Annotated in this window: 20 protein-coding genes and 1 pseudogene; 16 read left to right on the forward strand and 5 right to left on the reverse strand. The window is 53.2% G+C overall.

The window, feature by feature from the left end:
- Nucleotides 1-55 precede the first annotated feature (55 nt).
- Both ACMGGS_RS01515 and ACMGGS_RS01520 read left to right on the forward strand, forming a co-directional pair.
- Nucleotides 56-973, forward strand: coding sequence for a glycyl-radical enzyme activating protein (locus ACMGGS_RS01515; protein ID WP_414164756.1), 918 nt, complete (start codon nt 56-58; stop codon nt 971-973).
- A 102-nt stretch (nt 974-1,075) separates the two neighbouring features.
- Nucleotides 1,076-1,978: a permease gene (locus ACMGGS_RS01520; protein ID WP_414164757.1), complete on the forward strand. Its 903-nt coding sequence runs from the start codon at nt 1,076-1,078 to the stop codon at nt 1,976-1,978.
- 85 nt (nt 1,979-2,063) lie between these two features.
- Here the strand turns inward: ACMGGS_RS01520 and ACMGGS_RS01525 are convergent, their stop codons facing one another.
- The 4 genes and pseudogenes from ACMGGS_RS01525 to ACMGGS_RS01540 form a co-directional block, all read right to left on the reverse strand.
- Complete coding sequence (locus ACMGGS_RS01525; RefSeq protein WP_414164758.1) at nt 2,064-2,576, reverse strand: BMC domain-containing protein; 513 nt, start codon at nt 2,574-2,576, stop codon at nt 2,064-2,066.
- Between the two features lie 20 nt (nt 2,577-2,596).
- Entirely contained in the window at nt 2,597-3,778 is a 1,182-nt protein-coding gene (gene metK, locus ACMGGS_RS01530) for a methionine adenosyltransferase (protein WP_414164759.1), read from the reverse strand.
- Nucleotides 3,779-3,909: 131 nt separating this feature from the next.
- Entirely contained in the window at nt 3,910-4,962 is a 1,053-nt protein-coding gene (locus tag ACMGGS_RS01535; RefSeq protein WP_414164760.1) for a response regulator, read from the reverse strand.
- A 15-nt stretch (nt 4,963-4,977) separates the two neighbouring features.
- Nucleotides 4,978-6,206 (reverse strand): annotated as a pseudogene (locus ACMGGS_RS01540) (PocR ligand-binding domain-containing protein).
- A gap of 418 nt (nt 6,207-6,624) precedes the next feature.
- Here ACMGGS_RS01540 and ACMGGS_RS01545 point away from each other — a divergent pair.
- From ACMGGS_RS01545 to ACMGGS_RS01565, 5 genes are all read left to right on the forward strand, one after another.
- Complete coding sequence (locus ACMGGS_RS01545; RefSeq protein WP_414164761.1) at nt 6,625-8,454, forward strand: glycoside hydrolase family 15 protein; 1,830 nt, start codon at nt 6,625-6,627, stop codon at nt 8,452-8,454.
- 154 nt (nt 8,455-8,608) lie between these two features.
- On the forward strand, nt 8,609-11,584 hold the full coding sequence (fdhF, locus tag ACMGGS_RS01550) for a formate dehydrogenase subunit alpha (RefSeq protein ID WP_414164762.1): 2,976 nt from the start codon (nt 8,609-8,611) through the stop codon (nt 11,582-11,584).
- Nucleotides 11,584-12,069 (forward strand): DUF1641 domain-containing protein, encoded by a 486-nt coding sequence (locus ACMGGS_RS01555; protein ID WP_414164763.1) that lies wholly within the window; start codon nt 11,584-11,586, stop codon nt 12,067-12,069. Before fdhF ends, ACMGGS_RS01555 begins: the two co-directional genes overlap by 1 nt.
- The gene (locus tag ACMGGS_RS01560) at nt 12,062-13,417 is read left to right on the forward strand and encodes a cytochrome ubiquinol oxidase subunit I (protein ID WP_414164764.1); all 1,356 of its coding nucleotides are present in this window, start codon (nt 12,062-12,064) and stop codon (nt 13,415-13,417) included. The genes ACMGGS_RS01555 and ACMGGS_RS01560 overlap by 8 nt, the downstream gene beginning before the upstream one ends.
- Nucleotides 13,414-14,199, forward strand: a complete 786-nt coding sequence (locus ACMGGS_RS01565; RefSeq protein WP_414164765.1) for a cytochrome d ubiquinol oxidase subunit II — start codon at nt 13,414-13,416, stop codon at nt 14,197-14,199. Before ACMGGS_RS01560 ends, ACMGGS_RS01565 begins: the two co-directional genes overlap by 4 nt.
- Nucleotides 14,200-14,218: 19 nt before the next feature.
- Here ACMGGS_RS01565 and ACMGGS_RS01570 read toward each other — a convergent pair whose 3' ends face one another.
- Nucleotides 14,219-14,983, reverse strand: coding sequence for an AraC family transcriptional regulator (locus ACMGGS_RS01570; RefSeq protein WP_414164766.1), 765 nt, complete (start codon nt 14,981-14,983; stop codon nt 14,219-14,221).
- Between the two features lie 93 nt (nt 14,984-15,076).
- On the opposite strand from ACMGGS_RS01570, the gene ACMGGS_RS01575 reads away from it, so the two are divergent.
- From ACMGGS_RS01575 to ACMGGS_RS01615, 9 genes are all read left to right on the forward strand, one after another.
- Nucleotides 15,077-16,216, forward strand: coding sequence for a Bcr/CflA family efflux MFS transporter (locus ACMGGS_RS01575; RefSeq protein WP_414164767.1), 1,140 nt, complete (start codon nt 15,077-15,079; stop codon nt 16,214-16,216).
- A gap of 7 nt (nt 16,217-16,223) precedes the next feature.
- Nucleotides 16,224-17,087 (forward strand): subclass B3 metallo-beta-lactamase, encoded by an 864-nt coding sequence (gene bla / locus ACMGGS_RS01580; protein WP_414164768.1) that lies wholly within the window; start codon nt 16,224-16,226, stop codon nt 17,085-17,087.
- An 11-nt stretch (nt 17,088-17,098) separates the two neighbouring features.
- Nucleotides 17,099-17,491, forward strand: coding sequence for a hypothetical protein (locus ACMGGS_RS01585; protein WP_414164769.1), 393 nt, complete (start codon nt 17,099-17,101; stop codon nt 17,489-17,491).
- Between the two features lie 2 nt (nt 17,492-17,493).
- Nucleotides 17,494-18,465, forward strand: coding sequence for a hypothetical protein (locus tag ACMGGS_RS01590; RefSeq protein WP_414164770.1), 972 nt, complete (start codon nt 17,494-17,496; stop codon nt 18,463-18,465).
- Complete coding sequence (gene bla, locus ACMGGS_RS01595; protein ID WP_414164771.1) at nt 18,462-19,328, forward strand: class A beta-lactamase; 867 nt, start codon at nt 18,462-18,464, stop codon at nt 19,326-19,328. Before ACMGGS_RS01590 ends, bla (ACMGGS_RS01595) begins: the two co-directional genes overlap by 4 nt.
- Nucleotides 19,329-19,340: 12 nt before the next feature.
- Nucleotides 19,341-20,174 (forward strand): alpha/beta fold hydrolase, encoded by an 834-nt coding sequence (locus tag ACMGGS_RS01600; protein ID WP_414164772.1) that lies wholly within the window; start codon nt 19,341-19,343, stop codon nt 20,172-20,174.
- Between the two features lie 582 nt (nt 20,175-20,756).
- On the forward strand, nt 20,757-21,092 hold the full coding sequence (locus ACMGGS_RS01605; protein WP_414164773.1) for a hypothetical protein: 336 nt from the start codon (nt 20,757-20,759) through the stop codon (nt 21,090-21,092).
- Between the two features lie 128 nt (nt 21,093-21,220).
- Nucleotides 21,221-22,057 carry a hypothetical protein gene (locus ACMGGS_RS01610; protein ID WP_414164774.1) on the forward strand — a complete coding sequence of 279 codons (837 nt, stop codon included), beginning with the start codon at nt 21,221-21,223 and terminating at the stop codon, nt 22,055-22,057.
- 30 nt (nt 22,058-22,087) lie between these two features.
- Nucleotides 22,088-23,998: a TIR domain-containing protein gene (locus ACMGGS_RS01615; protein ID WP_414164775.1), complete on the forward strand. Its 1,911-nt coding sequence runs from the start codon at nt 22,088-22,090 to the stop codon at nt 23,996-23,998.
- Nucleotides 23,999-24,005: the final 7 nt, after the last annotated feature.

Below are 24,005 nucleotides of genomic sequence, written 5' to 3' on the forward strand. Positions count from 1 at the left end.
CGATTTTCGGCGGCTGACCTGATGTTGCTACGCCGCCTTTATGACGAGTGATGTTATGAATAGAGTCGAATACGATACGGAAGGCGTTTTATTCAACATTCAGCGCTATTCCCTGCACGACGGTCCCGGCATTCGCACAATCCCTTTTTTTAAAGGATGTCCTCTGGCCTGCAAATGGTGCAGTAATCCGGAGTCGCAGCGCCCACAGCCTGAATTACTTTTTAAAAAGAATGATTGTATCCGCTGTGGAAAATGTATTGAGGTCTGTCCTCAAAATGCCCTCTCCCCGACCAATCCGTCTTTTGTCGATCGTGAACGTTGTGTGCAATGTGGTGAATGCACCAAGGTCTGCCCGACGCAGGCACTGGAAATGAAAGGCAAACGCATGACCGTCAATGAGGTCATTCGTGAACTGCAAAAAGAGGAGAATCTGTTTCGCCGATCCGGCGGTGGCGTTACGTTATCAGGCGGCGAGCCGCTGGCTCAGCCTGAATTCGCCCGTGAATTGCTGAAAGCCTGTAAGGCAAAAGGCTGGCATACCGCGATCGAAACGACCGGATTTACCACCAAAGAGGTCGTAGAGGATGTTTTTCCGTGGATAGACCTGGCGTTAACGGATATTAAAGCGATTAACCCTGCGGTTCATGAACACAATACCGGCGTGAATAATAACCGAATCCTGGAAAACCTTCTGCGCATCTCATTTATCACGAAAGTCATAGTCCGTATTCCCCTGGTCCCGGGGGTTAATGATAATGAAGAAGAAATACGCAGTATCGCAGAATTTGCCAAATTAATGTCGGGCGTCGATACCATTCATTTACTTCCCTATCATACGTTTGGTGAAAATAAATATACGCTTTTAGGTAGAATTTATCCGATGGGCGACACCCCATCATTAGCTGAAAAAAACGTTGAAAGACTGAAAAAGCTCATTGAATCGATGGGTTTTCACTGTCATATCGGCGGCTAAGCGCTTCCCGGAATAATGTTATTCCGGGCAAAATAAAAATAAACACCTGTCATTAGTTTCTCTGAATCTTACTTACCCTATATATTACCGAGGTTATTATTAATGAATGCTTTAGATATATTGGTTGCCTTTGGCGGCGGCATTTTTGGTGCAGCCATTGGCGCACTGGCGGCATTTGAATTTGTCGGATTACTGGTTATTGCCATGACCGTTGCACAAATTACCACCGGCAGTTCTACCCATTTTATCGACTTTCCTTTTGGGATGTTTGGTCCGCATACCGGCGGGTTTGCCGCCGGGGTAGCCGCGACAGCCTGGGCCGCGAAGCGAGGAAAACTGGCTTCAGGACGCGATATCACCGCAGGACTTAGCGGACTGGGCGCGTATGACGTCCTGCTGGTAGGGGGCATTTTTGGCGCGCTGGGCTACGTTATTGCATGGGGACTGAATCAGTTTGCCCTCCCCTCGGGCAGCGCCTGGACCGATACCGTCGCATTAACGGTCGTGATTTCTGGAATAATTACGCGTCTGGTATTCGGCAAAACGGGTCTGATGGGAAAACCCGATGCCGGTATTCGTCGCTGCTATCCCCCGCAGGATAAATGCTGGATGCCCTATCACAGCCGTATTCCGCAGCTGTCGGTGCTCGGTCTGGGAATGGGCTTGCTGGCCGGCTATCTGGGAATAAAATTTGGCGTGAATGGTGCATTACTGGCTTTTGGTATTTCCGCAACGTCGCTAATTTTCCTGCACTTTAATACCCAGGTTCCGGTCTCTCACCACATCGCGCTACCGGCGGCGCTCGCTGCCGTTGCTTCGCACAGTGTGCTATGGGCTGCGCTCACCGGCATTATTTGCGCCCTGATTGGGGAACTGGTGTCGCGCCTGTTTCTGATCCATGGCGATACGCATATCGATCCTCCGGCGATGACTATCGCCCTGATGACCAGCGCGATTAATATTCTCGCCATGATCGGTTTCTTCGCCATGGTGCCGCTGTTCTGATCCCCCGGGCCAGTGGCTAACCCGCTGGCTCTCCGGCGAATCGCATAAAAAAACCGCCCTCAGGCGGCGTAATAAAAGTGCTGGTTTAGCGCCGCGTATTCCTGGCTCGCGGACGCGTTGATTGGCTTTCTTTTTTTCCGTTATCCTCTTCAACGTTGGTGGTTATTTCTTCAGCACCAGCAGAGGCTTTTTCTTCTTTTTCATCAGTCAGTTCTGCGCATGACGACGATTCCTTAGCAGCATCCAGATTCCATACCGGGATGATGTTTTGATGATCTTCAGACGCGACGACAGGTGCCTGTGTTTCCAGGCCGCAGGTTTCATCCGATTTCAGCATGTTCTCAATACCCGTCGCCGTGCGTGCAATAACTTTCCACGCAAACACGCTGCCAATTTTACTGGCAGAAGCGACACCCGCCGCGACGGCCGCATTAATCGCCCCCACTTCGCCTGTGAGCTTCACGGTGACTAATCCGCCGCCTTTACTTAATTCATATCCCATCAATTCAACATTGGCGGATTTCATGGCGGCATCAGCCGCTTCTACCGCCACCGCCAGGCCGACGGTTTCAATTAAGCCTAAACTCTGCCCGGACATATCTTTCTCCTGTGATACCTTCAAATATAATTTGTGAGATGACGAGTGCGATGGCAGCCTGCCGCATCCAGCAACAGCGCTGCTTTATCAGTGCTTTCCCATGGGAAAATGTCGCGACCAAAATGGCCATAACAGGCCGTCTGCCGATAGCGTGGTGCCAGCAAATCAAGCTGTTTGATGATGCCGTACACGCTCAAATCAAAATGGCGTAGCACCAGCGCAATCAGTTGTTGTTGATCGAGCCGGGCAGTACCGAAAGTATTGATACGAAGTGATACGGGTGTCGGAACGCCAATCGCCCAGGCGAGCTGCACTTCACATCGCGCCGCAAGCCCGGCAGCAACGATATTTTTTGCCACATAGCGTGCCGCGTAGGCCGCAGAACGATCGACTTTAGAGGGATCTTTTCCGGAAAAAGCGCCGCCGCCATGGCAAGCCGCACCGCCGTAAGTATCGACAATGATCTTCCGTCCGGTCAGACCGCAATCCGCCGCAGGTCCACCGTAAACGAACGGTCCGGCAGGATTAATCAAAAAGCGTGTGGCTCCTGTCAGCCACCGCGCCGGAAGCACGGGCTTAATGATCTCTTCGATAACGGCTTCACGTAGCTGTGCAAGTGCAACCTCAGGACGATGCTGTGTGGATACCACCACAGTATCCGCCTCAAGGATCTGCCCCTCATGATAACGCAACGTAAGCTGGCTTTTAGCATCCGGTAACAGCCAGCTAAGGCGATTCGTTTTACGCAAAAGCGCCTGACGCTCCATCAACCGGTGGGCATACAACAGCGTTGCAGGCATCAGTTGCGGTGTTTCATTGCAGGCATAGCCAAAGGTGATCCCCTGATCGCCCGCGCCGATAAGCTCAGGATCAAGAGCGTGAATGCCGCTGGCGATATCCGGCGATTGCTTGCCGATCATGCTGATAACGGCACAGGTCGTAGCATCGAACCCTTTTGCGGAGTGGTCATAACCGATAGATTTAACCGTGGCGCGTATCACGTATTCTATATCAATATTAACGTCTGACGAGATTTCACCTGCCACGACGACCGCGCCTGTTTTCAGTAAACATTCACATGCTACTTTAGCCGTCGGATCTTTTAACAGATAAGCATCCAGAATGGCGTCTGAAATCTGATCGGCCATTTTATCTGGATGCCCTTCGGCAACGGATTCAGAGGTAAAAAGAAAATCTTCCACGGCTGGGCCACTGTATTAAGAGAGTATTTCATCTTAGCGGCCCCACCTTAACGAGGGAGGACACAATCTTGCCGGTATAGCGGATTTTCTTGCGCGGCTACCTAAAATAGTGCAAAAAAGTTCTTACTGGCTTAACAGGCTTCACCCGACACAGCCCGGCGATAATCGGACGGCGCGATCCCGGTCTCTTTTTTGAAAATACGACAGAAGTAATTCGCATCCTGCCAGGAGAGTTCAAGTGCAATAGTGTTGACCTTCAAATCACTAAATTGCAGTAACGACTTCGCAAGCATTATTTTGCGCATTGTAATATAGTTAGAAAAACCTGCGCCAGTACTCTTTTTAAACGCACGACTTAAATAGCAGGGACTGACAAATGCTTTAGCCGCGATATCATCAAGCGTAATGTTATTAAGAATACCTCTCTGAATATGAAACTGCGCTCGGGCAACAAAATCCATATTGCTATTAACGCTTTTAAATATTAAATCAAAAATAGCCGCACTGACGTCAAGCAGTTGATTCATAATCTGCCAGTAATTTTGTGTTGTCACTCCCTGATGATGAATAGCCTGAGCAATACCAGTAATTTTATTGCGGCATGGTACGAATTTTTCACCAAGGCTGGCGAGATGTTGCTGTGTTAACTCCAGAATATTGATTATCGTTTTTGAACGCTCATCACCGAGTGCCCGACCAGACCAGGCAGCATCCAGAATGCTGAATAAAAACGTGTGCCAGCCAGGAAAATCACAGTGGTTTATCAGGTCACTGATATTTTGCCTTAATGCACGCGTTTCGGTTGCTTTGGCTTCATCTATCTGGAGCGTTTTTAGTATGGTCTCAGTCAGCGTGCTTTGCTTTACCGGTTTTAACAGATAATCATCGACCTTAAGACTGAGCATATGTCGCACAATGTCAAAATCATCATTTGCCGTCGTCACGATAACTTTGGTATCGGTATTCTTTTGCTTGAGATACTCAATAACCTGATTACCGTTTGGCAGTGGAATATTAATATCCACAAACATCATGTCTATCTTACTCATGTTATCAATAAGTTGGATAGCCTTATTCCCCGTTGACGCTTCATGAATAACAGCGTTGTCAACGCATCGGGAGACAATCCGCTTCAGCGACTCCAGCTCAATCGACTCATCTTCCACAATAACAATATTATACATTCTCACGCTCCGGTATCAGGCGGGTAACAGAGGAAATCGCATTCTTATCGTTGTGCCCAGCGTTGGCTTATGCGCACTGGTAATTTGTAAACCATAACTTTCACCAAAAAGAAGTTGCAGACGGTTTTTAATATTATGAATACCAATCCCTCCCTTTTGTCGGTTCTGGTTGCCTGAGAGGATATGCTGTATACCTTCTGCAGAAATACCATCACCATTATCGATAACTTCTATAATTACATCCTTGCCATCGTCAGTCGCTCGCAGCATAATCTGACTTTTAGTTTCCCGTGGCTCTACGACATAGTTAAAGAAATTCTCCATTAACGGCTGGAGGATCAAAAAAGGGCAAATGACATTATTATATTGCTCAGGAATCTGACAAATATAATCAAAACGGTCGTTCATTCTGACTTTTTGAATAGCCATATAGCAATTAACATAATTCATTTCCTGACCAAGGGTGATTAAACCATTATTATTCTTGCGTAGTAAATAACGCATCATGTCAGAAAAATCATGCACCATGGTTTCTGTGCGGTTGGCATCTTCGAGAAAGGCCAGACGACCGATAGTATTTAGAACGTTAAACAGAAAGTGTGGGCTGATTTGGTAAGATAATGCTTTGAATTCTGCCTCATGCAACGAGCGCTCAATCTCAACACGCTTACGCAGTTCATTGGTTAATTCCAGATCTTTTTGCCGCAACTCACGCTGAATATTATTGGTATGCGCCTGTTCAACGAGGTAAGAGGCCACATGAAGCAGCGTCGTCGCTGTTGACTCAAATCGCTCATAAGGCATTCGCTGCGACTGATGGTGTAAATCGGTAAGCCACGGATTTTCCTGCCACAACCGATTGTTATCAAGGATATAAGGAATAGATTGTTCTTTTTCTTCTTCGACTTTTACCTGCCCTGAAATGAATGCGCCAAGGTAATGATCGTTAATCATGATAGGAACAGCAAATTCTACAAAACCACAGTAGCAGCGATAAACCACAGGTTTCCCTGCCTTCATTGCCGCCTCCCCCCGGCGCTGTCACTGTCGTAACAATGGCGCGCCAATGACGTATTCATTCTGGAGCGGGCACAAAAATCTGAAAATCCGCTCGGGCGGGTAACCGGTACGCCTTCCTGATCGACAACCACCAGCGCAATCATCATTGACTTACTGAAATTATCTTGCAGCGTTTGCAGACGATCAACATCAAGAAATTCATGTAATTTATAGTTTGTATTCATGATGCCCGCCTTTTCGCCAACTATGTTAAAAATGATACCCGACCTGATAAGTGAAATTTATGAAACTGCTCACAAAGCCAAATTTAGTTGTTATTGGTTTGTAAAAATCAATAACAATATGTTTTATATTTGTTTAAAAAACACAACAAAAATAGCGCCGATGCCTTATAGTTATACATCCGATATAAACCGTATAACTTTTATTTCTCGCTAAACCCACAGTTCACCTGGCTATTATTTATCAACGTAATTTACATATTAATATTAAGTCTGATTATTATTCCTCTCCTTTGTAAGTGCGCTTATTATTTATCATTAATGCTATCAACGTATGTCCACTCCATCCTGCCAGGTAACTTGTCAAAAATTGCTGTGCAGCTTGTTCAATTATCACCCACTGTACTAAGCTCTTTCTCATATGAAAAAGAATAAGTACAAACAATCGTTAAGGCCTATTGGCGACCATGGGATCATCGGTGATTTGCGCACCTGCGCGTTAATTACTTCCGATGGCGCTATCGATTTCCTGTGCTGGCCCAATCTGGACAGCCCTTCTCTGTTTGTCTCGCTGCTGGATGACGAACGGGCGGGCGTTTTTACGTTATCGCCGGACGGCGACCAGTGGCGCTCCCTCCAGTCTTACCTGCCTGACAGTAACCTGTTACAAACGCGCTGGCTCTCTGAGGGCGCTATCGTCGAATTAACCGATTTTATGCCGATCAGAGAGAGTCACGACGCACTGCCCTGCATCATTCGCCGTCTGCGGGTCGATCAGGGAGAGGCCAGCATTACCCTGCGCTGTCGGGTGAACTTCGACTACGGCAGACACGCCCCCTCACCGCAGGTTAATAAGACGTTCGTGGTCTGGCAGGGTGAGAACGACGATAAAATCACCCTGAAAACGTCCATCCCGTTAATGGAAAAAGAGGGCTTCCTGAACAGCACGTTTACCCTGCGTGCGGGTGAAGAGGCGTTTTTCATTCTCGGCGGTGATGAGGTGAAGCGCTGGAAAAAACAGGATGTCATACAGCGTCAGCAGGAGACGTTAGCGTACTGGCAGCAATGGGTGGATAAAAATAAATACAAAGGGCGCTGGCATGAAATCCTGATCCGCTCGGCGCTGGTGCTTAAATTGCTCAGTTCAAAAGCGCAGGGTTCCATTGCGGCGGCGGCTACGTTCGGGCTGCCTGAACTGCTCGGCGGTGAACGTAACTGGGACTACCGCGCCGCGTGGATACGTGACTCCTCCTTTAGCTGCTATGCCCTGATCCGGCTGGGCTATGTCGATGAGGCCGCCGATTTTGGCCGCTGGGTGGGTCGCTGCATGGAAGCCAGCCGCTTCGATCCTGAAAAATTACAGGTGATGTATCGTATGGACTGCAGCACCGAACTGAATGAGGAAGAACTCACGCATTTGAAAGGCTATTGCGCGTCGGTGCCGGTTCGTATCGGTAATGACGCGTATAAACAGCGGCAACTGGATATTTATGGTGAGTTGCTGGATACCCTCTATCTGGCGACTAAATATGGCGATGGTATCCCCCATCGCGCCTGGGAGCACGTCATCAAACTGGTCGATCACGTCTGCGATATCTGGCATACCGCCGATGCCGGGATCTGGGAGATGCGCGGTGAAGCCGAGCATTTTCTCTATTCCCGACTGATGTGCTGGGTCGCTCTGGATCGCGCGCTACGCCTCGGCGCAAAGCGATCGCTCTCCATGCCGTATCAGCGCTGGGAAAGCGCGCGGCAGGCCATCCGGGAAGATATCTGGGAAAACTTCTGGAACGAGAAGCGAGGCCATTTTACCTCCACCCGTCACGGCACCGATCTGGACGCCTCAATGCTCCTGATGCCATTACTGCGTTTCGTCAGCGCCAAAGATCCCGACTGGCTTGCCACCCTCGACGCGATTAAGCGCAAGCTGGTGCGCGATGGCATGGTGCGTCGCTATATTGCCAGTGAGACGCCTGCGGATTCTCTCCACGGTGAAGAAGGCTACTTTGTCGCCTGTTCATTCTGGTATATCGAATGCCTCGCCAGAGCGGACCGGCTGGGTGAAGCACGGGAAGAGTTTGAAAAAGCGCTGAAATATGCCAATCATCTTGGGCTATATGCGGAAGAATTTGACGCCTGGGGACATGCGCTGGGCAATTTTCCACAGGCATTATCCCATCTGGCGCTGATCAGCGCGGCGTATTACCTGAATAAAAAGCTGTCCGGAAAAGAGCAGTTATGGCAGCCGTAAGTCACGGCCTCACCACCAGGATTAATCCTAAAACCCCGCGCTTTGTAATGTAAACTTTGGTAAAGCATCCGGCGCCGGACAGAACTGACTAAGCTCATTTAGACCAATGTCGCACCCGCGCCGCCGATTATGGCGCGGCTTTCGGAGGTCTGAAATGCCCAGCGGTACTCCCTGCACGATCCACTGGAATGGCGAAAAACTGAGCGGCATGGCCGATGAGCCGCTCATTGATTTTCTGGCTAAGCATGAGAAGACACTGCCGCACGTTTGCTACCACCCTGCCCTGCCGCCGTTGCAAACCTGCGATGTTTGCTGGGTGGAATATCAGGGCGAGCTGACCCGTGGCTGTACCTTACGCACCCATGACGGCATGGAGATCCACTCGCAGCCTGCCGACGCGCTGGCAGCGCAGCAGGAGGGGATGGATCGCCTGCTCAACCGCCACGAGCTGTACTGTACCGTCTGCGAACACAACACCGGCGACTGTACGCTGCATAATACCGTCGCCGATATGCATATGCCGATTCAGTTTTACCCTTATCAACCCAAGCCTGCCGATAAAGACCACTCTAACCCGTTTTACACCTACGATCCGGACCAGTGCATTCTCTGCGGACGTTGCGTGGAGGCGTGCCAGAACGTCGAGGTCAATGAAACTCTGAGCATTGATTTTAACCAGCCGCATCCGCGCGTGCTGTGGGATGGTGGGGAGCGCATCGCTGGATCGAGCTGCGTCAGTTGCGGGCACTGCGTCTCGGTATGTCCGTGTAATGCGCTGCTGGAAAAAACCATGCAGCCCGATGCCGGGCCGTTCACCAGTATGCCGACGGACCTGAAACGTCCGTTAATTGATTTTGTAAAAACGCTGGAAAACAGTATCGGGATGGAGCCAATTACCGGGGTATCGCTAATCGACGTCGCGTTACGCCAGCAGGAAATTAAAAAAACCAAAACCGTCTGTACCTACTGCGGCGTGGGATGCAGTTTTGAAATGTGGACTCGCGATCGTCACATTCTGAAAGTGCAGCCGGTGGCGGATGCGCCGGTCAATAGCATCTCTACCTGCGTGAAGGGCAAGTTCGGCTGGGATTTTGTCAATAGTGACGAACGTCTGACCACGCCGCTTATTCGCGAAAATGGCCGCTTTCGGCCTGCCAGCTGGGATGAGGCGCTGGATCTGGTGGCGCGCAAACTCGGTGACATCGCCCGCGAGCACGGCGGCGACAGCATCGGCTTTATCGGCTCCAGCAAAGCCAGCAACGAGGAGGCTTACCTGACGCAAAAAATCGCCCGCCTGATTTTCGGTACCAACAATGTCGATAACTCATCGCGCTACTGCCAGAACCCGGCGACCGAAGGGCTGTTTCGCACCGTCGGCTACGGCGGCGATGCGGGCAGCATTACCGATTTACAGCAGGCGGATTTGATTGTGCTGGTGGGCAGTAACCTGGCAGAAAACCATCCGGTGATCGCCTCGCGCATTAAACATGCGCACAAACACAACGGGCAAAAACTGCTGGTGGTCGATCCGCGCCGACATGAGATGGCCGAGCGCGCCGACCTCTATTTGCGTATCCGTCCGGGAACCGACCTGGCCTGGGCGTCGGGTATGTCGCGCTATATGTTCGATCACGGTTACGCCGATGACGCCTTTCTGCGCGAGCAGGTTAACGGTACAGAGGAATATCAGAAGAGTTTGCAGCCTTTCACGCTGGAGTTCGTCAGCCAGCTAACAGGTCTGGAGCCGCAGGCGCTGCGCGAGGTGGCGGAAATGATCGGCCAGGCGAAGCGGGTCTGTATTTTGTGGGCAATGGGCATAACCCAGCATAGCCACGGCGCGGACACCAGCACTGCGCTGTCAAACCTGCTGCTGGTGACCGGCAATTACGGTCGCCCCGGCACCGGCGGCTACCCGATGCGCGGCCATAACAACGTGCAAGGGGCCAGCGATTTTGGCTGCCTGAGCAACGTTTATCCCGGCTATGAGAAAGTCACCGATCCGCAGATGCGCGAAAAATGGGCCAACGCCTGGGGCGTCTCACCGCAGGCGCTGTCGGATAACGCCGGCGCGGATAACTTCCTGATGGTGCAGCAGGCCCATGAAGGTAAGATTAAAGCCATGTATATCATCGGCGAGGAGACCGCCTTCTCTGACGCCGACTCGCATAACGTTCATGAAGCCTTTACCCGCCTGGAGTTTATGGTCGTACAGGATATTTTCATGAGCCGCACGGCGGAATTCGCCGACGTGGTGCTTCCGGGCTGCCCGTCGGTGGAGAAAGAGGGCAGCTTTGTGAATACCGAACGCCGTATTCAACGCTTCTATGAGGTACTACCGCCGCTGGGGGATTCCCGTCCGGACTGGAAAATTCTCACCGATCTGGCCGCAAGGCTGGGGCACCCCTGGTACTACCGGCATCCGAAGGAGATTATGCGGGAGGCGGCAAGCATCGCCACCGCTTTTGCGGGGGTTAGCTATGACAAGCTCAGCGGCTGGCAGTCCCAGCAGTGGCCTGTCAAGCCGGACGGCACCAGCACACCGCTGCTGTACACCGATGGCTTCAAATTCCCGGATAAAAAAGCCCGCCTTTATCCTCTTGAGTGGCGGTTACCCCAGGAGACCGCAGATGCGCAGTACGATTTGCTGCTCAATAACGGGCGCATGCTGGAGCATTTTCAGTCGACGAACCAGAGCGGGCGCGGCGGTCGTCTGCTGTCGCTATCGCCGGAGTGGTTTGTCGAGGTTAGCCCCACGCTTGCCGCCGAGCGGCAATTACAGGAAGGAGACTGGGTACGCCTGACCTCCCGGCGCGGCGCGCTGGAAGTGCGGGTGCTGATTACCGAACGCACCGGCGGCAACGTGCTGTTCATTCCCATCCATCACGGTCAGCCCGGCGTTAACGGGCTGACCGGCGAGCATCACGATCCGCACGTCAATACTCCCGCGTATAAAGAAATTGCGATATCGATGCAAAAAATCGATCGCCCGGTACAGGGATCGCCGCTAACCAAAGATAACTTCCGCTACGGCCAGCGTACTCCGCTGGATCACCTCCCCGTTGAGGTGAAATGGCAGCAGCCAACCTACACCCTTCCCCCACAACACACGTCACATCCGGAGAAAAGCTGATGGCAGAACGCATGAATTACGAGGTTCCCCCGGCGCAGACGCAGCCCTCTGCAGGCGACGCGCTGAGCGATTTACTGGAAAACCTGCACCATCACGGTTTTTTACGTCTTGCCAACGACATGGTGAAAGCCAATACGCAAATCGCCAAAATCGTGGTGGACGGCCTGAACCAGCCCGGCACGCAGACTGGCGTACAGAACCTGTCGCTGCTGCTGGTCGCCTTGTCCAAAATCCCGCCGGAGCAGTTTAACCATCTGCTGAAGGCGTTAACCCGTGGGGTACAGGCAATGACGGAGAAACACGATGCGCCGGAGAAAAAATCAGCCGCTCCCGGCGTAACCGGCTTTATCAAAATGCTTGGTGACGAAGACACCTGGCAAAAAGCAGCGCCGTTCTTTCACGCCGTTCAGGCATTTTCCAGCGCATTACAGGAGGAACCGGACAAGCCCATTACGCGCTATTCCGGTAAAAGCAGCAATGCCTGATCAGGATCTGGTCCTGCTGCTTTCCCGCGGGCAGTTCGCCCTGACTATCGGGATGCATATCGTGCTGGCAGCATTCACCCTCGGCCTCTCTCACTGGCTGGTATGGGCCGAGGGAATGTGGCTGTGGAAACGCGAACCGCGCTATATGTCGCTGTACCGCTTCTGGCTGAAAATCTTTATTCTCACGGTCGCCGTCGGCGCGGTATCGGGCGTGGTAATGGAATTTCAGTTCGGCACCAACTGGGGGCCGTTTTCCCGGCAGGTGGGCGGGATCATCGGCCCGCTGATGTTCTACGAGGTGCTGATCGCGTTTTTTCTCGAATCCGCGCTGGCAGGGGCGATGTATTTCGGCATCGACCGTATCGGGCCGCGTCTTCACTTCACGATTACCTGCCTGGTCGCACTGGGCGCTGAGATCAGCGCGTTCTGGATCCTCGCTGCTAACTCATGGATGCATACGCCGACGGGCTATTACATCGAGCACGGTATTTATCATCCGCAGAGCTGGATAAGCATTCTGCTGGCCCCCTCGTTTCCCTGGCGGCTCAGCCATATGGTGCTTGCCGCGCTGCTGGGTACGGCGTTCCTGATTGCCGGTACCGGGGCCTGGCGACTCAGGCGTAAGCGCGATCCCGCGTCGGCCAGGCTGATGGTCTCCTCTGCTATGTGGGCAGCGCTGGTGCTGATGCCGGTACAGGTGGTGGTGGGGGATTTGCACGGCGAAAATACGCTGGCGTATCAGCCGCAGAAGGTGGCAGCAATGGAAGGCGCATGGCAACCGCCGCCCGCGAACCAGGGCGAACCGATGCGGCTGTTTGCGCTCCCCTTGCAGGATGAGCAGCGCAACGCGCTTGAGCTGGCGATCCCCGATATCGCCTCGCTCTATCTGCGGCATAATCTCAGCGGCCATATCCGCAGCCTGAGCGAATTCCCGGCACAGGATTTACTCCCCGTCGCGATCGTTTTTTTCGCGTTCCGGATCATGGTGGGGCTGGGTCTGCTGATGCTGCTCACCGCGCTCATTGCGCTGGTCCTGCGCCTGCGCCGCCGTCTGTTTCACGCCCCGCGGTTTATGCTATGGCTAATGCTGGCCACGCCGTCTGGCTTTATCGCCATGCTGGCAGGCTGGGTCGTCACCGAGACGGGACGCCAGCCGTGGCTCGTCTGGGAGCGGGTGCGTACCGCCGCGGGCTTTTCCGCGATACCGCTGGAGTGGATGATCGCCTCGGCCGCGAGCATCGTGGTGCTGTATAGCGCGGTCTTTGCGTTTGGCCTGCGTTATTTCTTCCACTACGCGGCGCATTATGAAGCGTCGTCTCGCGGGCCTGGAGAAGGAGAAGGTGCATGATGTCGCCCGAGCTGCTCAGCGCCAGCCTGCTGGCCTTCACGCTGTTAATGTATGTGGCGCTGGACGGCACCGATCTCGGCACCGGTATGCTGTTTGCCCTGTTCCACGATGACGACGATCGGCGGCGGATGGCGGCGTCTATCCTCCCCCTTTGGGATGCCAACGAGACCTGGCTGGTGCTCTTCGCCGCCGGGCTCATTGCGCTTTTCCCCGCGATTTACGCCGACATTTTTACCGCGTTATATCTGCCGGTTTTTATCATGGTGCTTACGTTATTACTCCGTGCCGTGGCGCTGGAGTATCGCAGCCATGTCAGTGCCTCCACGCGTCAGCTTCTTGATATTATGCATATTATTGCCTCCACGGTGGCCGCGTTTACCCAGGGCGCCATGGCGGGCTGTTTGCTGGACCCAAACGCGCGGGCAACCGCTTTTACCTGGCTGCATCCCATCCCGCTACTGGGCGGATGCATCTTCATCGGGGGTTATGGTCTGGCTGGCTGCCTGTGGCTGCGCTGGCGGCTTGGCGGCAGGGCTGGCAATAAGTGCGTAAAACTCTTTTGTCTCGGGCTGCCGCTATGGTTGCTGGTCGTTGGCGGGCTTTACTGGCTATTGCCGGAAAATATATCAGCCAGGTTAATCGCCATGTTTATGCAGCTTTTAAACGCCTCCGCCCCGGCGCAAAGTCAGCGATTTGTCCTGTGGGGAAGCGCGTTTGTGATCCCGATGGTGGTGCTGTATCACAGCCTGGTGTTCTGGATGTTCAGAGGAAAGGTGAAATAAAGAGCAAAAATGATGATAGCTATGAGAAATACTTTCCGGGCGTCGTCCCCGTCATGGTACGGAAAAAACTGACAAAGGCGCTGTCGCTGGCAAACCCCAGCGCCTGCGCAGTATCAGTGATGCGCTGACCGGTTGAGAGCAGTTCCACCGCTTTCATCAGCCGCCACTGTTGTCGCCACTGCTGAAAAGACATGCCGGTTTCCCGGCGAAAAATTCGGCTAATCGTTTTTTCGCTGGCTCCGCTGTGGGCCGCCAGATGCTGCAACGTTGGCGGCAATGTGGTGCCGGAAAGGTGCGCCAGACGCTTATCCTTAGGCAGAGCAAGCATCATTGGCTCATGAGCAGCCGCACCCATTTCACCGCAGCACAACGCGGCAAGATGACAAAAAGGCGCCTCGTCCCAGCGGGTATCCCACGGCTGTTCGGAAATGCGCTCAAGCAGCTCGCGCAGTAAGGGCGATACGTTAAGAATGGCCGGTTCGCTCGGGAGTGAAAGAAAACAATGCGGTTGAAACCAGACGGAACGATAGGCGACGCTATTTTTCATTTCCGCGCGATGACTGACGCCTGCCGGTATCCACGCTGCGCGCGTGGGCGGCAGCAGGCACAGCAACTCGCCGTCATTGAGCGTAAGGCGTATGCAGCCCTGCCGGGTGAAAAGCATTTGCGCCATCGCATGCTGGTGCAATCCTGAATCATGGTCGCCCAGTTCAGCATAAATCCCGATCACCGAATTATTCAGGGTATCCGGGTTAAATACCGCGTCGCTGCTCAGCCAGGCCATATTGTCCGATTTCCGCTATTTTTAGTCACTATGTTTATAATGTGCGAAAAACGGTTTACCTACAATAGCGCCTCTTTTCTTCAGGAGGTGTCTATGTTCAGCCGTTCGGCAACGGTGATGATCGCCGCACTCTTAATGTTTCCGCAAATCGCGGAAACCATTTATAGCCCGGCGCTGACCAGCATCAGCGCGGGTTTTTCGGTTGATGCTGAGCACGCGGCACAAACGCTGTCGGTCTATTTCGTCGGATTTGCCGTCGGCGTGTTGTTCTGGGGTCGTCTCTGCGATCTGCGGGGGCGCAGACCTGCTCTGCTGGCAGGGTTAAGCATATATATCTTCGGCAGCGTGATGGCGTTAATGGTCAGTGACTTCAGTCTGTTGCTCATCGCCAGAGTGATTGCCGCCTTTGGGGCCGCCACCGGATCGGTGGTCACGCAAACCCTGCTGCGCGACCGTTTTCAGGGGCATCAGCTTGCGCGTATTTTTTCGTTTATCGGTATCGCTCTGGCCATCAGCCCTGCGATCGGGGTAGCTGTTGGCGGCGAACTGGCATCCCGCTGGGGGTTCCACGGCGTTTTTCTCGCGCTGGCGTTGCTGGCTTTTGTGCTGCTGGCCGGTAGCCTGTGGGTCGTTCCGGAGACGCGTCCGGCGCAGCATATTGACGTTTCGTTTTGTTCTGTCGCCCGTCGAATGGTCCAGGATAAAAAAATCTGGCTGGCGGCCCTGCTCGTCGCCGCGTTTAATGTCAGCCTGTTCAGCTATTACAGTCTGGCACCGTTTATCTTTGCGCGGCTGCATCTTAACGCACAGGCTTTTGGCTATAGCGGTATTGCGCTCGCAACCGGTTCGATCATTGGCTCGCTGGTAAACCGCTCCTTGCTCAGCCAGGGTGAGCGCCTGCCTCTGGTCGTCATCGTCGCCTGTCTTTTGAATATCGCAGGCAGCGCCGGAGTGCTTTTACTCAGCCATACTCTCCTTTTCCTGCTGCCGATGGCGCTGGTGACGATGGCGTTTGCCATGGCGATCCCGGTGGCGCTCGGCTCGGCGCTGAGCGCGTATGCGGATTGCCGCGGCTCAGCGGGGGCACTGTTCGGCCTGTTTTATTATGTATTGATTGCGCTGGGGCTGGGACTTTCCGGCTGGGGGCAAGCACTGGGCGTCACCCTGACGGTCAGCGCCGTGTTATGCGCTATCGTTGTCTGGCTTTATTTACCACTACTCACTGAGAGGTAATGTTTATATGCTGAAAAAAACGTTATTCATGTCTGCATTGTTGAGCAGTTCTGCGGGATGGGCAGTCGCCCCGCCGCCACAGCCTGCGGACTGGACGGAGACTGTGGCCCCCTTTCCGGTCACCGACAATATCTTTTATATTGGCACGCACGGTTTAACGACCTGGCTGATTGTGTCAGGCCAGCAGGCCATTGTGCTCGATCCGGGGCTGGCGCAGAATATCCCGCTTATTGAGAAGAATATCCGCTCGCTCGGCTTTTCCTTGCAGGACGTTAACGTGTTAATCAACAGCCACGCGCACTTCGACCATGCGGCGGGACTGGCGGCGCTTAAGCGCGATACCGGCGCAACCTTTTATGCGATGGATGCCGACGTGCCCGCGCTGGAAAAAGGTCAGCATGAAGGGGATAACCTCTACGGTAATGCCTTTTTCCCGCCGGTGAACGTCGATCACACGCTTCATGATGGTGAGGTTATCCGTCTGGGGAACGTCAGCCTGAAAGCCATCCTGACGCCGGGTCATTCAAAGGGCTGCACCACCTGGACCATGCGCTCAACGCTCGATGGAAAACCTGTCAACGTGGTTTTTCCCTGTAGTATCAGCGTGGCGGGCAATACCTTAATCGGCAACCGTAGCTATCCGGGAATTGTTGCCGATTATCAGCGTAGTTTCGCCCGCCTGCGCGCTCTGAACGCGGACATCGTGTTGCCAAATCATCCGGAAGTCACTCAGGTCATGCAGCGTGAGGAACGGGTGCAAAAAGGGGATAAGCAGGTTTTTGTCGATCCGCGCTTATTGCCGCGCGTCGTGGATGACGCAGAGAAAAAATTCAACGCGGCGCTGCGTGCGGCATCAGCTTCAAAACCCTGAAGGTAACAACAATGAAAAAAGACATTCAGTATCAGTTCCACCATTTCGGTATTCCCGTTCAGGACGGTGATACTACCGGTGTACACAGTGAAAAAGCCGGGATGTATACCACCGATAATCCGGGTAACTTTCGCGTGCAGTGGCACCGTTTTACCGATGATTCCCCTCTGCATCCGCTGATAAAAACCGTGCCGCATGTGGCATTTAAGGTCAACGATCTGGCGCGGGCCATTGAAGGCGAAGAGGTTATTCTCGGACCCTATGAGCCGATTGATGATTACCTTGTCGCCATGATTAATGATGCCGGAGTCCCTATTGAGCTTATTCAGACCTCACTGGATGACGACGAACTGTGGGCGCGGGCGCGGCGTGGTCAAGGCTCCTTATATCGCAGCGACGATTAACGATGAGGTTAAATCTCTTAACGCCACTTATGATGCTGTTTTTCAGCGCAGCCCAGGCGGCTCCAGCGAATTTTTTATATACCACGGCAGACGCCCTGCCCTCACAGCAGGCGTTGTTGTCTCGTCCGGATATTGCCGGTGTACAACTGGTCTATGACTGGAAAAGCCTGGAGTCAGCGAAAGATCGCTATGATTTCTCGGCTATCCGCCGGGATTTGACGCTGGCGCAACGGCTGAATAAGAAGTTGTTTATCCAGATTCAGGACCGTTTTTTTACCCCTGAAGCGAGAAATGTGCCGGCATATTTGCTGCACGATCCTCTTTACGGCGGCGGTCTTGCCGCTCAGGTTGATAATCCCGGCGAAGGTCAGGCAAAAAGCAGCGGCTGGGTGGCAACGCAGTGGAATACGGCGGTGCGCCAGCGCTACCAGGCGCTGTTGAGTGCCCTGGCAAAGGAATTCGATGGCGAAGTTTATGGCATTAATCTGCCAGAAACGGCCATTGATATCGCCGAAAAGCCGCTTCCTTCCGGCTACAGCTGCGACGCTTATTTTCAGGCGGAAATGGAAAACCTGGCCGCAGCCCGCGATGCTTTCAAAAAAAGTATCGTGGTGCAGTATGTTAATTTTTGGCCCTGTGAATGGAATAACGACCACCGTTATATGGCGCGTCTGTTTGAATATGCGCACGAGCATGGCATCGGGCTTGGCGGACCGGATGTTATTCCCGGCCGTCAGGCACAGATGAAAAACGCCTATCCTTTTTTTCATCGCTATAAAGACAAACTGCCTTTAGTCGCCATGGCGGTGCAGGAGCCGACATTGACGTATAAAAACCCGAAGACCGGCAGGCCATTTACTCGTGAAGAATTTACCCGCTTTGCGACGGACTACCTCGGGGCAGATATTATTTTCTGGAGCGCCTCGACGCCCTGGCTTGCTGCTGACCGTTCTCCACAGGACATTAAAAAATGAAACGTATCGTTGGTGCCGTAGCGCTCATCCTGTTTGCCCTGGTTCCCTGCGCGCGGGCAGCCAGTATGAGCGATGTTATCAAACAACAGGAGACGCGCCTGAACGCCCGAATCGGAATGGCCGTAGTGGATGCCAAGGGTACACCCGTTTTTACCTGGCGTCAGGATGAGCGTTTTCCGCTGACCAGCACCTTTAAGGTGCTGGCATGCGCCGCTCTGCTTGATAAGCTGCGCAACAGCGGCGGCTCGCTGGAGGAGAAGGTTTCCCTGCAACCCGATGAACTGCTGGCGTATTCCCCGATCACCAAAAATTATCTGCCGCCTTCCACCCTTTCCCTGCGAACCTTATGTTCAGCGGCGGTGAGCTATAGCGATAACACCGCCGCCAATCGCCTGCTCAGGTATCTCGGCGGTCCGGCGGCGGTCACGCAATTTATGCGCAGCATCGGCGATAACGTTACCCGTCTGGATCGCACCGAACCCACGCTGAATGAAGCGACGCCCGGCGATGCGCGGGATACCTCAACCCCCCAAAGTATGGCGCTGGCATTGCAGAAACTTTTAACCTCAGACGTTCTGGCTCAGGCTGACCGAACCACGCTGGATAACTGGATGCGGGACGATAAAGTCGCAGACGCACTGTTACGCGCCGCGCTGCCAGCAGGCTGGGCCATCGCCGATAAAACCGGGGCCGGTGGTCACGGCTCACGCGCGATTATTGCCGCCGTTTATCCGCCGCAGAAACCGCCGTTTTACGTAGCGATTTATATTACGCAAACCAGTGCGTCGATGAAGGCGGCGGATGCAGCAATTGCCGATATTGGCAGACAGCTTTTTAGCGCGTTGCCGTCCCGCCAGGAGTAAGGAACGAGCATCATGAAGACGATTTACACGCCATCAGGCGTGCGACTGCGGCAGTACGCCAGCCGTCCGGGAGACATTAACTGGCTTTTCCTGCCGGGCGGACCCGGTATCGGCTCTGAAAGCCTTATGGAACTGGTGCATTTACTGGACGTGCCCGGCACATCATGGCTGGTCGATCTTCCCGGCGACGGCAATAATCGCCAGCCGCCGGGAATGGCAGAAGACCCTTATGCCGGCTGGCCCGATGTCCTCATCGAAGCGGCGAAGGCGCTGCCAAATGTCGTCATGACGGGGCACTCTACGGGGGGAATGTATTTATTATCCGTGCCCGCGCTGGAGAAAGAAATTATCGGTATCGCCCTGCTGGATAGCGCGCCTGACGCGTCCTGGCATCAGGCATTTATCACGATGTCCACGCAGCACCCATTGTCAGAAGTGGACCGGACAACGGCGTACTATGAGGCCGCCCCGCAGGATGAGAATATTGCCGCCATTGCGGTAGCGTCGGCTGAGTGGAACTTCACGGCGGATGGCGTGGAGGCTGGCCGGGAACTACTGGCGAGAATGCCGTATAACGGGGCGGCGATTGCATGGTCAGCGGCCAACTTTGACACCGTCTACCGTGCAACATGGTGGCCGCATACTCTGCCCGTTCTCGTGCTGGCGGGAAGCGAGGATCGCATCGTCACTCAGACAGGCTGGTCACAGGCTCACTTTCAAACCCCGAATGTGTTCTGGCGTACGATCCCCGGGGCGGGCCATTTTCCGTGGATTGAAAATCCGGCAGAGGTTCTTGCCGCGTTCAATGAACTGGCCCGGCGCGTAACAGGAAAGTCGAGTGGGTGAATCTCTGTAGTGAGGTACAACATTTGGTTAGCGATCGGCCGCCATCAGCTCAATAAGGTTCAGGTCGATATCACGGAAAAAAATGGACTGCGCCGGGAATCCCCCGGGGATATAAAGTAAATTTTTCAATAATCGGGATACGATGCTGTTCCTGCAAAGCTATCGCTGACTCAATATTACTATCAGGCATCAGCCTGCTTAACGATACGTAACACCCCAGAATACAGATAAAAACTATTGACTTTGGCAGTTGTAATGTCAATAGCATCCTGTAATCTGTCAGGGGAATAGCCTAATTAAGACAAGGGGCAGCGTATGTCTGTCGAGGGAAAATCAGTCTGGGGAATTACCGGTCATCGGCGTATACCGCATCCTGATAATCTGTTTCAAACAATATTACGCCAGGGCGAGATATTACTTACCAGCGGTAAGCCGATAGGCGGTTTAACACCGCTGGCGGAAGGCGCAGACCGTATTTTTGCCCGGGCGTTAATACAGCTAGGTATTCCTTATAGCGTGCCGCTTCCCCTTGAGCAAAAAAATTACGAACGTGACTTTCCAGATTCCCTCGGGGAATTTCATATGCTGCTGGAAAAGGCACAAACGGTTTTTACTCTACCGCGCTGCCCCTGGCTCACGGAGAGCGAAGTGCAACCTGATGCTGCTGGCCGTGATTTTCAATACCTTAGCGTGGGTGTGTATATCGCCAATCAGTCCGATGTGCTTTTTTCCGCCTGGAACGGCAACCCGGCACAGGGGATGGGCGGCACCGCGCAGATTACCCAGCTTTTTCAGGATTTCACTGTGTTGAAAGCCTCAGTTAATGAAAAGCAATATCGTTATTTTCAGGCTTTAGGCAAAAGAAAAACAGCGACTAAACGCAAATTAATACCTTTGGACGTGGTACAGGATAAATGAACCCTTTACATTTTACGCTTAAACAGATTTCAATTTGGCATAACGCTTATTTAAAGAAACACAGCCACCCACAGACAAATCATAGCGAAGAAACTCCCTCGACTCTTTATACAGATGAATGGCACGATTTGAACTGGCATGAAGAGCAATCGCATCATTACAGCTGCTTATTCCGTGGCGGCGTTCTGCTGAGTTATACCCTTGGATTCCTTGCTGTGGTATTCGCCGTCATTCCTATTTCTGGAATGCTCGGGGAGGAAACGCTCCATCATTATGGCTTTATATTCGTATTACTGGAGTTGATCGCGATTGCGTTAATCGTCGCCATTTATGTCTCCGGCATGTCGAATAAAGATAACGGGTCTGGTCGTGTCCTGTTTCAGAACTGGCGGGGCAACTGGCAGCGGCATCGCACCCTAAGTGAAATATTACGTTATCAGGACGCGATCGCCTGGCTTAAGCCAGATAATGTGATCCGTAAGTATCAAATTCCTGAGGCCGTGCTGGCAACCTCCATTCCTTCTGCCGAAGCCATGATGCACCGTTTACAGATACTGCTGGCCGGGCAACAAGCTTATAATGCGCAGAAAACAAGCGAATATCATTTTATCCAGCACCGTCTGCACGCCATTGCCAAATGGAGTTTTATTCTGACGCTGGTCTGTTGTCTGGCGCACTTTTTTGTCCACTCTGCTGCGCTCTCTGCGCTTTCCGCCATTCTTCCCGCGTTAGGCTCATGCTGTCACGGCATTGCCTCAACGGCTGAATATGAAAAATTAGCGCAGCAGTGCCACCAGACAAAACTATTACTGGATAACTTCGCGCAAGGGCTGGTTGTTAACGAGCAGCGTTTACTGGCCGATGAGGCCGCGCTGCGCAAAGAGGTTAAGCAGTTCCTTGAGATAGTGTTGGACGACAGGGATAAGTGGTACATCTTCACCAGCTCCAGCAAATTGCCGTTATGACTTTATTTTGATTTCAGGAAAGAGATAGACATGTCATCACCTATTTTTATTAGCCACTCTTCCCGCGACCGGGACTGGGCATACCGACTGATTGCCGACCTGGAAAAACGGGGCGTTCCCTGCTGGATCAGCTCTCGTGACATTGAACCAGGTGCGGATTATCAGAAATCTATCGTCGATGCCCTTGAAGCCGCGCCAGCGATGGTGCTGTTATTTAGCGATCACGCCAATAACTCCAAAGAAATTCCGCGTGAAATGGCGATTGCCAGCGGCAAAAGCAAACCGATGATACCGGTGCGAATTGAGGACGTTGTTCCACGTAATGCGCTGGAATATAGCCTGACTAATGCCCAGTTCCTTGATTTGTTTGCTAACTATGAAGGGACCATGACCCGACTGACGGAGTCGCTTCTCCGCCAGATTGCCGCCAGCGAGCTGAATGTGTCCAGTGCGAAACCTGCGGTGGTAGTCGATAAACCGGCACCGACAAAAAGTGCCCAATCCAGGGACGTTAACGACCCGCCAAAACAACCTGCTGAGAAGGCTCCCCCACAGAAGCCGAAATCCAGTAACAAAATCTATATGGGCGTCGGTGCTGTGGCGCTGTTAGCGATTGCGGGCGTTGTCACCCTGACCTCGCAGGATGATGCGCCTCAGACGCAGACCGTTCAGTCAGCCACGGCCCCGCAAACTGCGCCTCCTGCCGCGAAACCAGCGCCAGCTGTTGCCGAACAACCGCAGCGCAGCGAAGTAAACGCGGTGACTCCGCCGCCCACGCCTACTGTCTCCGCCGCACCTGAAGAAGATGCCGCCCCGGGCGACATCGGCGCGCTGGTAGCCAGTACGAAACAATTGCGAGCAAGTGACCGCGTTGAGGCATTACAAAAAAGTCCGCTAATGGAAAGTCAGAAGCTTAGCGCCGGACAAATGCTGTCGCTGCTGAGCGGCACCAGCAATAGCCAGCGTAGCAACCTGATCGAGAAACTACTGCCCTTTACCGAGCAACCCATAGCTGTTGCTGACGCGTTGAAGTTATTGAATTTAACTGGCGATAGCTGGGCCTCTACGGTCAATACGCTAAATCCGGCGTTACCCGACAATCTTAAAGATGAAGAGGTTCTGGCACTGCTGGGAACCTCGTCATCCTCCAGCCGTGCAAGAATGCTTGAGAGTCTGGCCCCGAAAGGCGTTGCGCCATTTAACCTGGCCGTTGTCGAAAAAATCCTCAGGCCAATGAACGACAGCCGCAGTGGAGCCATTCGCACGCTGGTGAATTTGCTGCCGCAACCGCTCCCGGAAGACAGTTTCGGTATGCTGCTGACGTCCATCAATAACAGCCAGCGCAACAATACCATTGAAGCGATGCAGCCCGCGCTCGCGAATACGCTGACGCTTTCCGGTACGCTGAAACTGCTCGAAAATACTAATGATAGCTGGACCTCCACGCTTTATACGCTTTCGCCAAGGCTGCCGGAAAATCTGACGGCGGCTGAAGGCGCGCAGTTGCTGGGCCGTACACAAAACAGCTCCCGTTCACGCGGTCTGGAAGCGGTGGCACCGTATTTAGCTGCTGGCCTGAAAGGAAGCGATACGGAAGCCATGTTAAAAGGCATGAATGATTCGTGGTACAACGGCGTTTATTTGCTGGTTCCGCGCCTTGCCAAAGATCAGGATAGCGCCTCGATTTTGACGCTTTTAGGCCCGACCAAGAACAGCACCCGTCGTCGCACGATAGAAGCACTGGGCAGCGTCTTGCCCGCTAAAATCAGCGTCGATGACGCCGTTAATATGCTTGACGGGACGGGCGACAGCCGGTTATCAGCAGCGATCTTTTTGCTGCCCTATTTGCCACAGCAGCTAAGTCAGCAGGATCTGGATAATCTGGCGGGGAATTTAAGCAAATCCGACCGGCAAAGACTGGTTGAGGCGATGAAAAGGTAGAAACGGT

The organism is Superficieibacter sp. BNK-5 (assembly GCF_047456055.1).
Taxonomy (GTDB): domain Bacteria; phylum Pseudomonadota; class Gammaproteobacteria; order Enterobacterales; family Enterobacteriaceae; genus Superficieibacter.

Coding starts and splice junctions, on each gene's coding strand:
- ACMGGS_RS01515 (WP_414164756.1), top strand. CDS start 56: ATGAATAGAGTCGAATACGATACGGAAGGCGTTTTATTCAACATTCAG.
- ACMGGS_RS01520 (WP_414164757.1), top strand. CDS start 1,076: ATGAATGCTTTAGATATATTGGTTGCCTTTGGCGGCGGCATTTTTGGT.
- ACMGGS_RS01525 (WP_414164758.1), bottom strand. CDS start 2,576: ATGTCCGGGCAGAGTTTAGGCTTAATTGAAACCGTCGGCCTGGCGGTG.
- ACMGGS_RS01535 (WP_414164760.1), bottom strand. CDS start 4,962: ATGTATAATATTGTTATTGTGGAAGATGAGTCGATTGAGCTGGAGTCG.
- ACMGGS_RS01545 (WP_414164761.1), top strand. CDS start 6,625: ATGAAAAAGAATAAGTACAAACAATCGTTAAGGCCTATTGGCGACCAT.
- fdhF (WP_414164762.1), top strand. CDS start 8,609: ATGCCCAGCGGTACTCCCTGCACGATCCACTGGAATGGCGAAAAACTG.
- ACMGGS_RS01555 (WP_414164763.1), top strand. CDS start 11,584: ATGGCAGAACGCATGAATTACGAGGTTCCCCCGGCGCAGACGCAGCCC.
- ACMGGS_RS01560 (WP_414164764.1), top strand. CDS start 12,062: ATGCCTGATCAGGATCTGGTCCTGCTGCTTTCCCGCGGGCAGTTCGCC.
- ACMGGS_RS01565 (WP_414164765.1), top strand. CDS start 13,414: ATGATGTCGCCCGAGCTGCTCAGCGCCAGCCTGCTGGCCTTCACGCTG.
- ACMGGS_RS01570 (WP_414164766.1), bottom strand. CDS start 14,983: ATGGCCTGGCTGAGCAGCGACGCGGTATTTAACCCGGATACCCTGAAT.
- ACMGGS_RS01575 (WP_414164767.1), top strand. CDS start 15,077: ATGTTCAGCCGTTCGGCAACGGTGATGATCGCCGCACTCTTAATGTTT.
- bla (WP_414164768.1), top strand. CDS start 16,224: ATGCTGAAAAAAACGTTATTCATGTCTGCATTGTTGAGCAGTTCTGCG.
- ACMGGS_RS01585 (WP_414164769.1), top strand. CDS start 17,099: ATGAAAAAAGACATTCAGTATCAGTTCCACCATTTCGGTATTCCCGTT.
- ACMGGS_RS01590 (WP_414164770.1), top strand. CDS start 17,494: ATGAGGTTAAATCTCTTAACGCCACTTATGATGCTGTTTTTCAGCGCA.
- bla (WP_414164771.1), top strand. CDS start 18,462: ATGAAACGTATCGTTGGTGCCGTAGCGCTCATCCTGTTTGCCCTGGTT.
- ACMGGS_RS01600 (WP_414164772.1), top strand. CDS start 19,341: ATGAAGACGATTTACACGCCATCAGGCGTGCGACTGCGGCAGTACGCC.
- ACMGGS_RS01605 (WP_414164773.1), top strand. CDS start 20,757: ATGCTGCTGGAAAAGGCACAAACGGTTTTTACTCTACCGCGCTGCCCC.
- ACMGGS_RS01615 (WP_414164775.1), top strand. CDS start 22,088: ATGTCATCACCTATTTTTATTAGCCACTCTTCCCGCGACCGGGACTGG.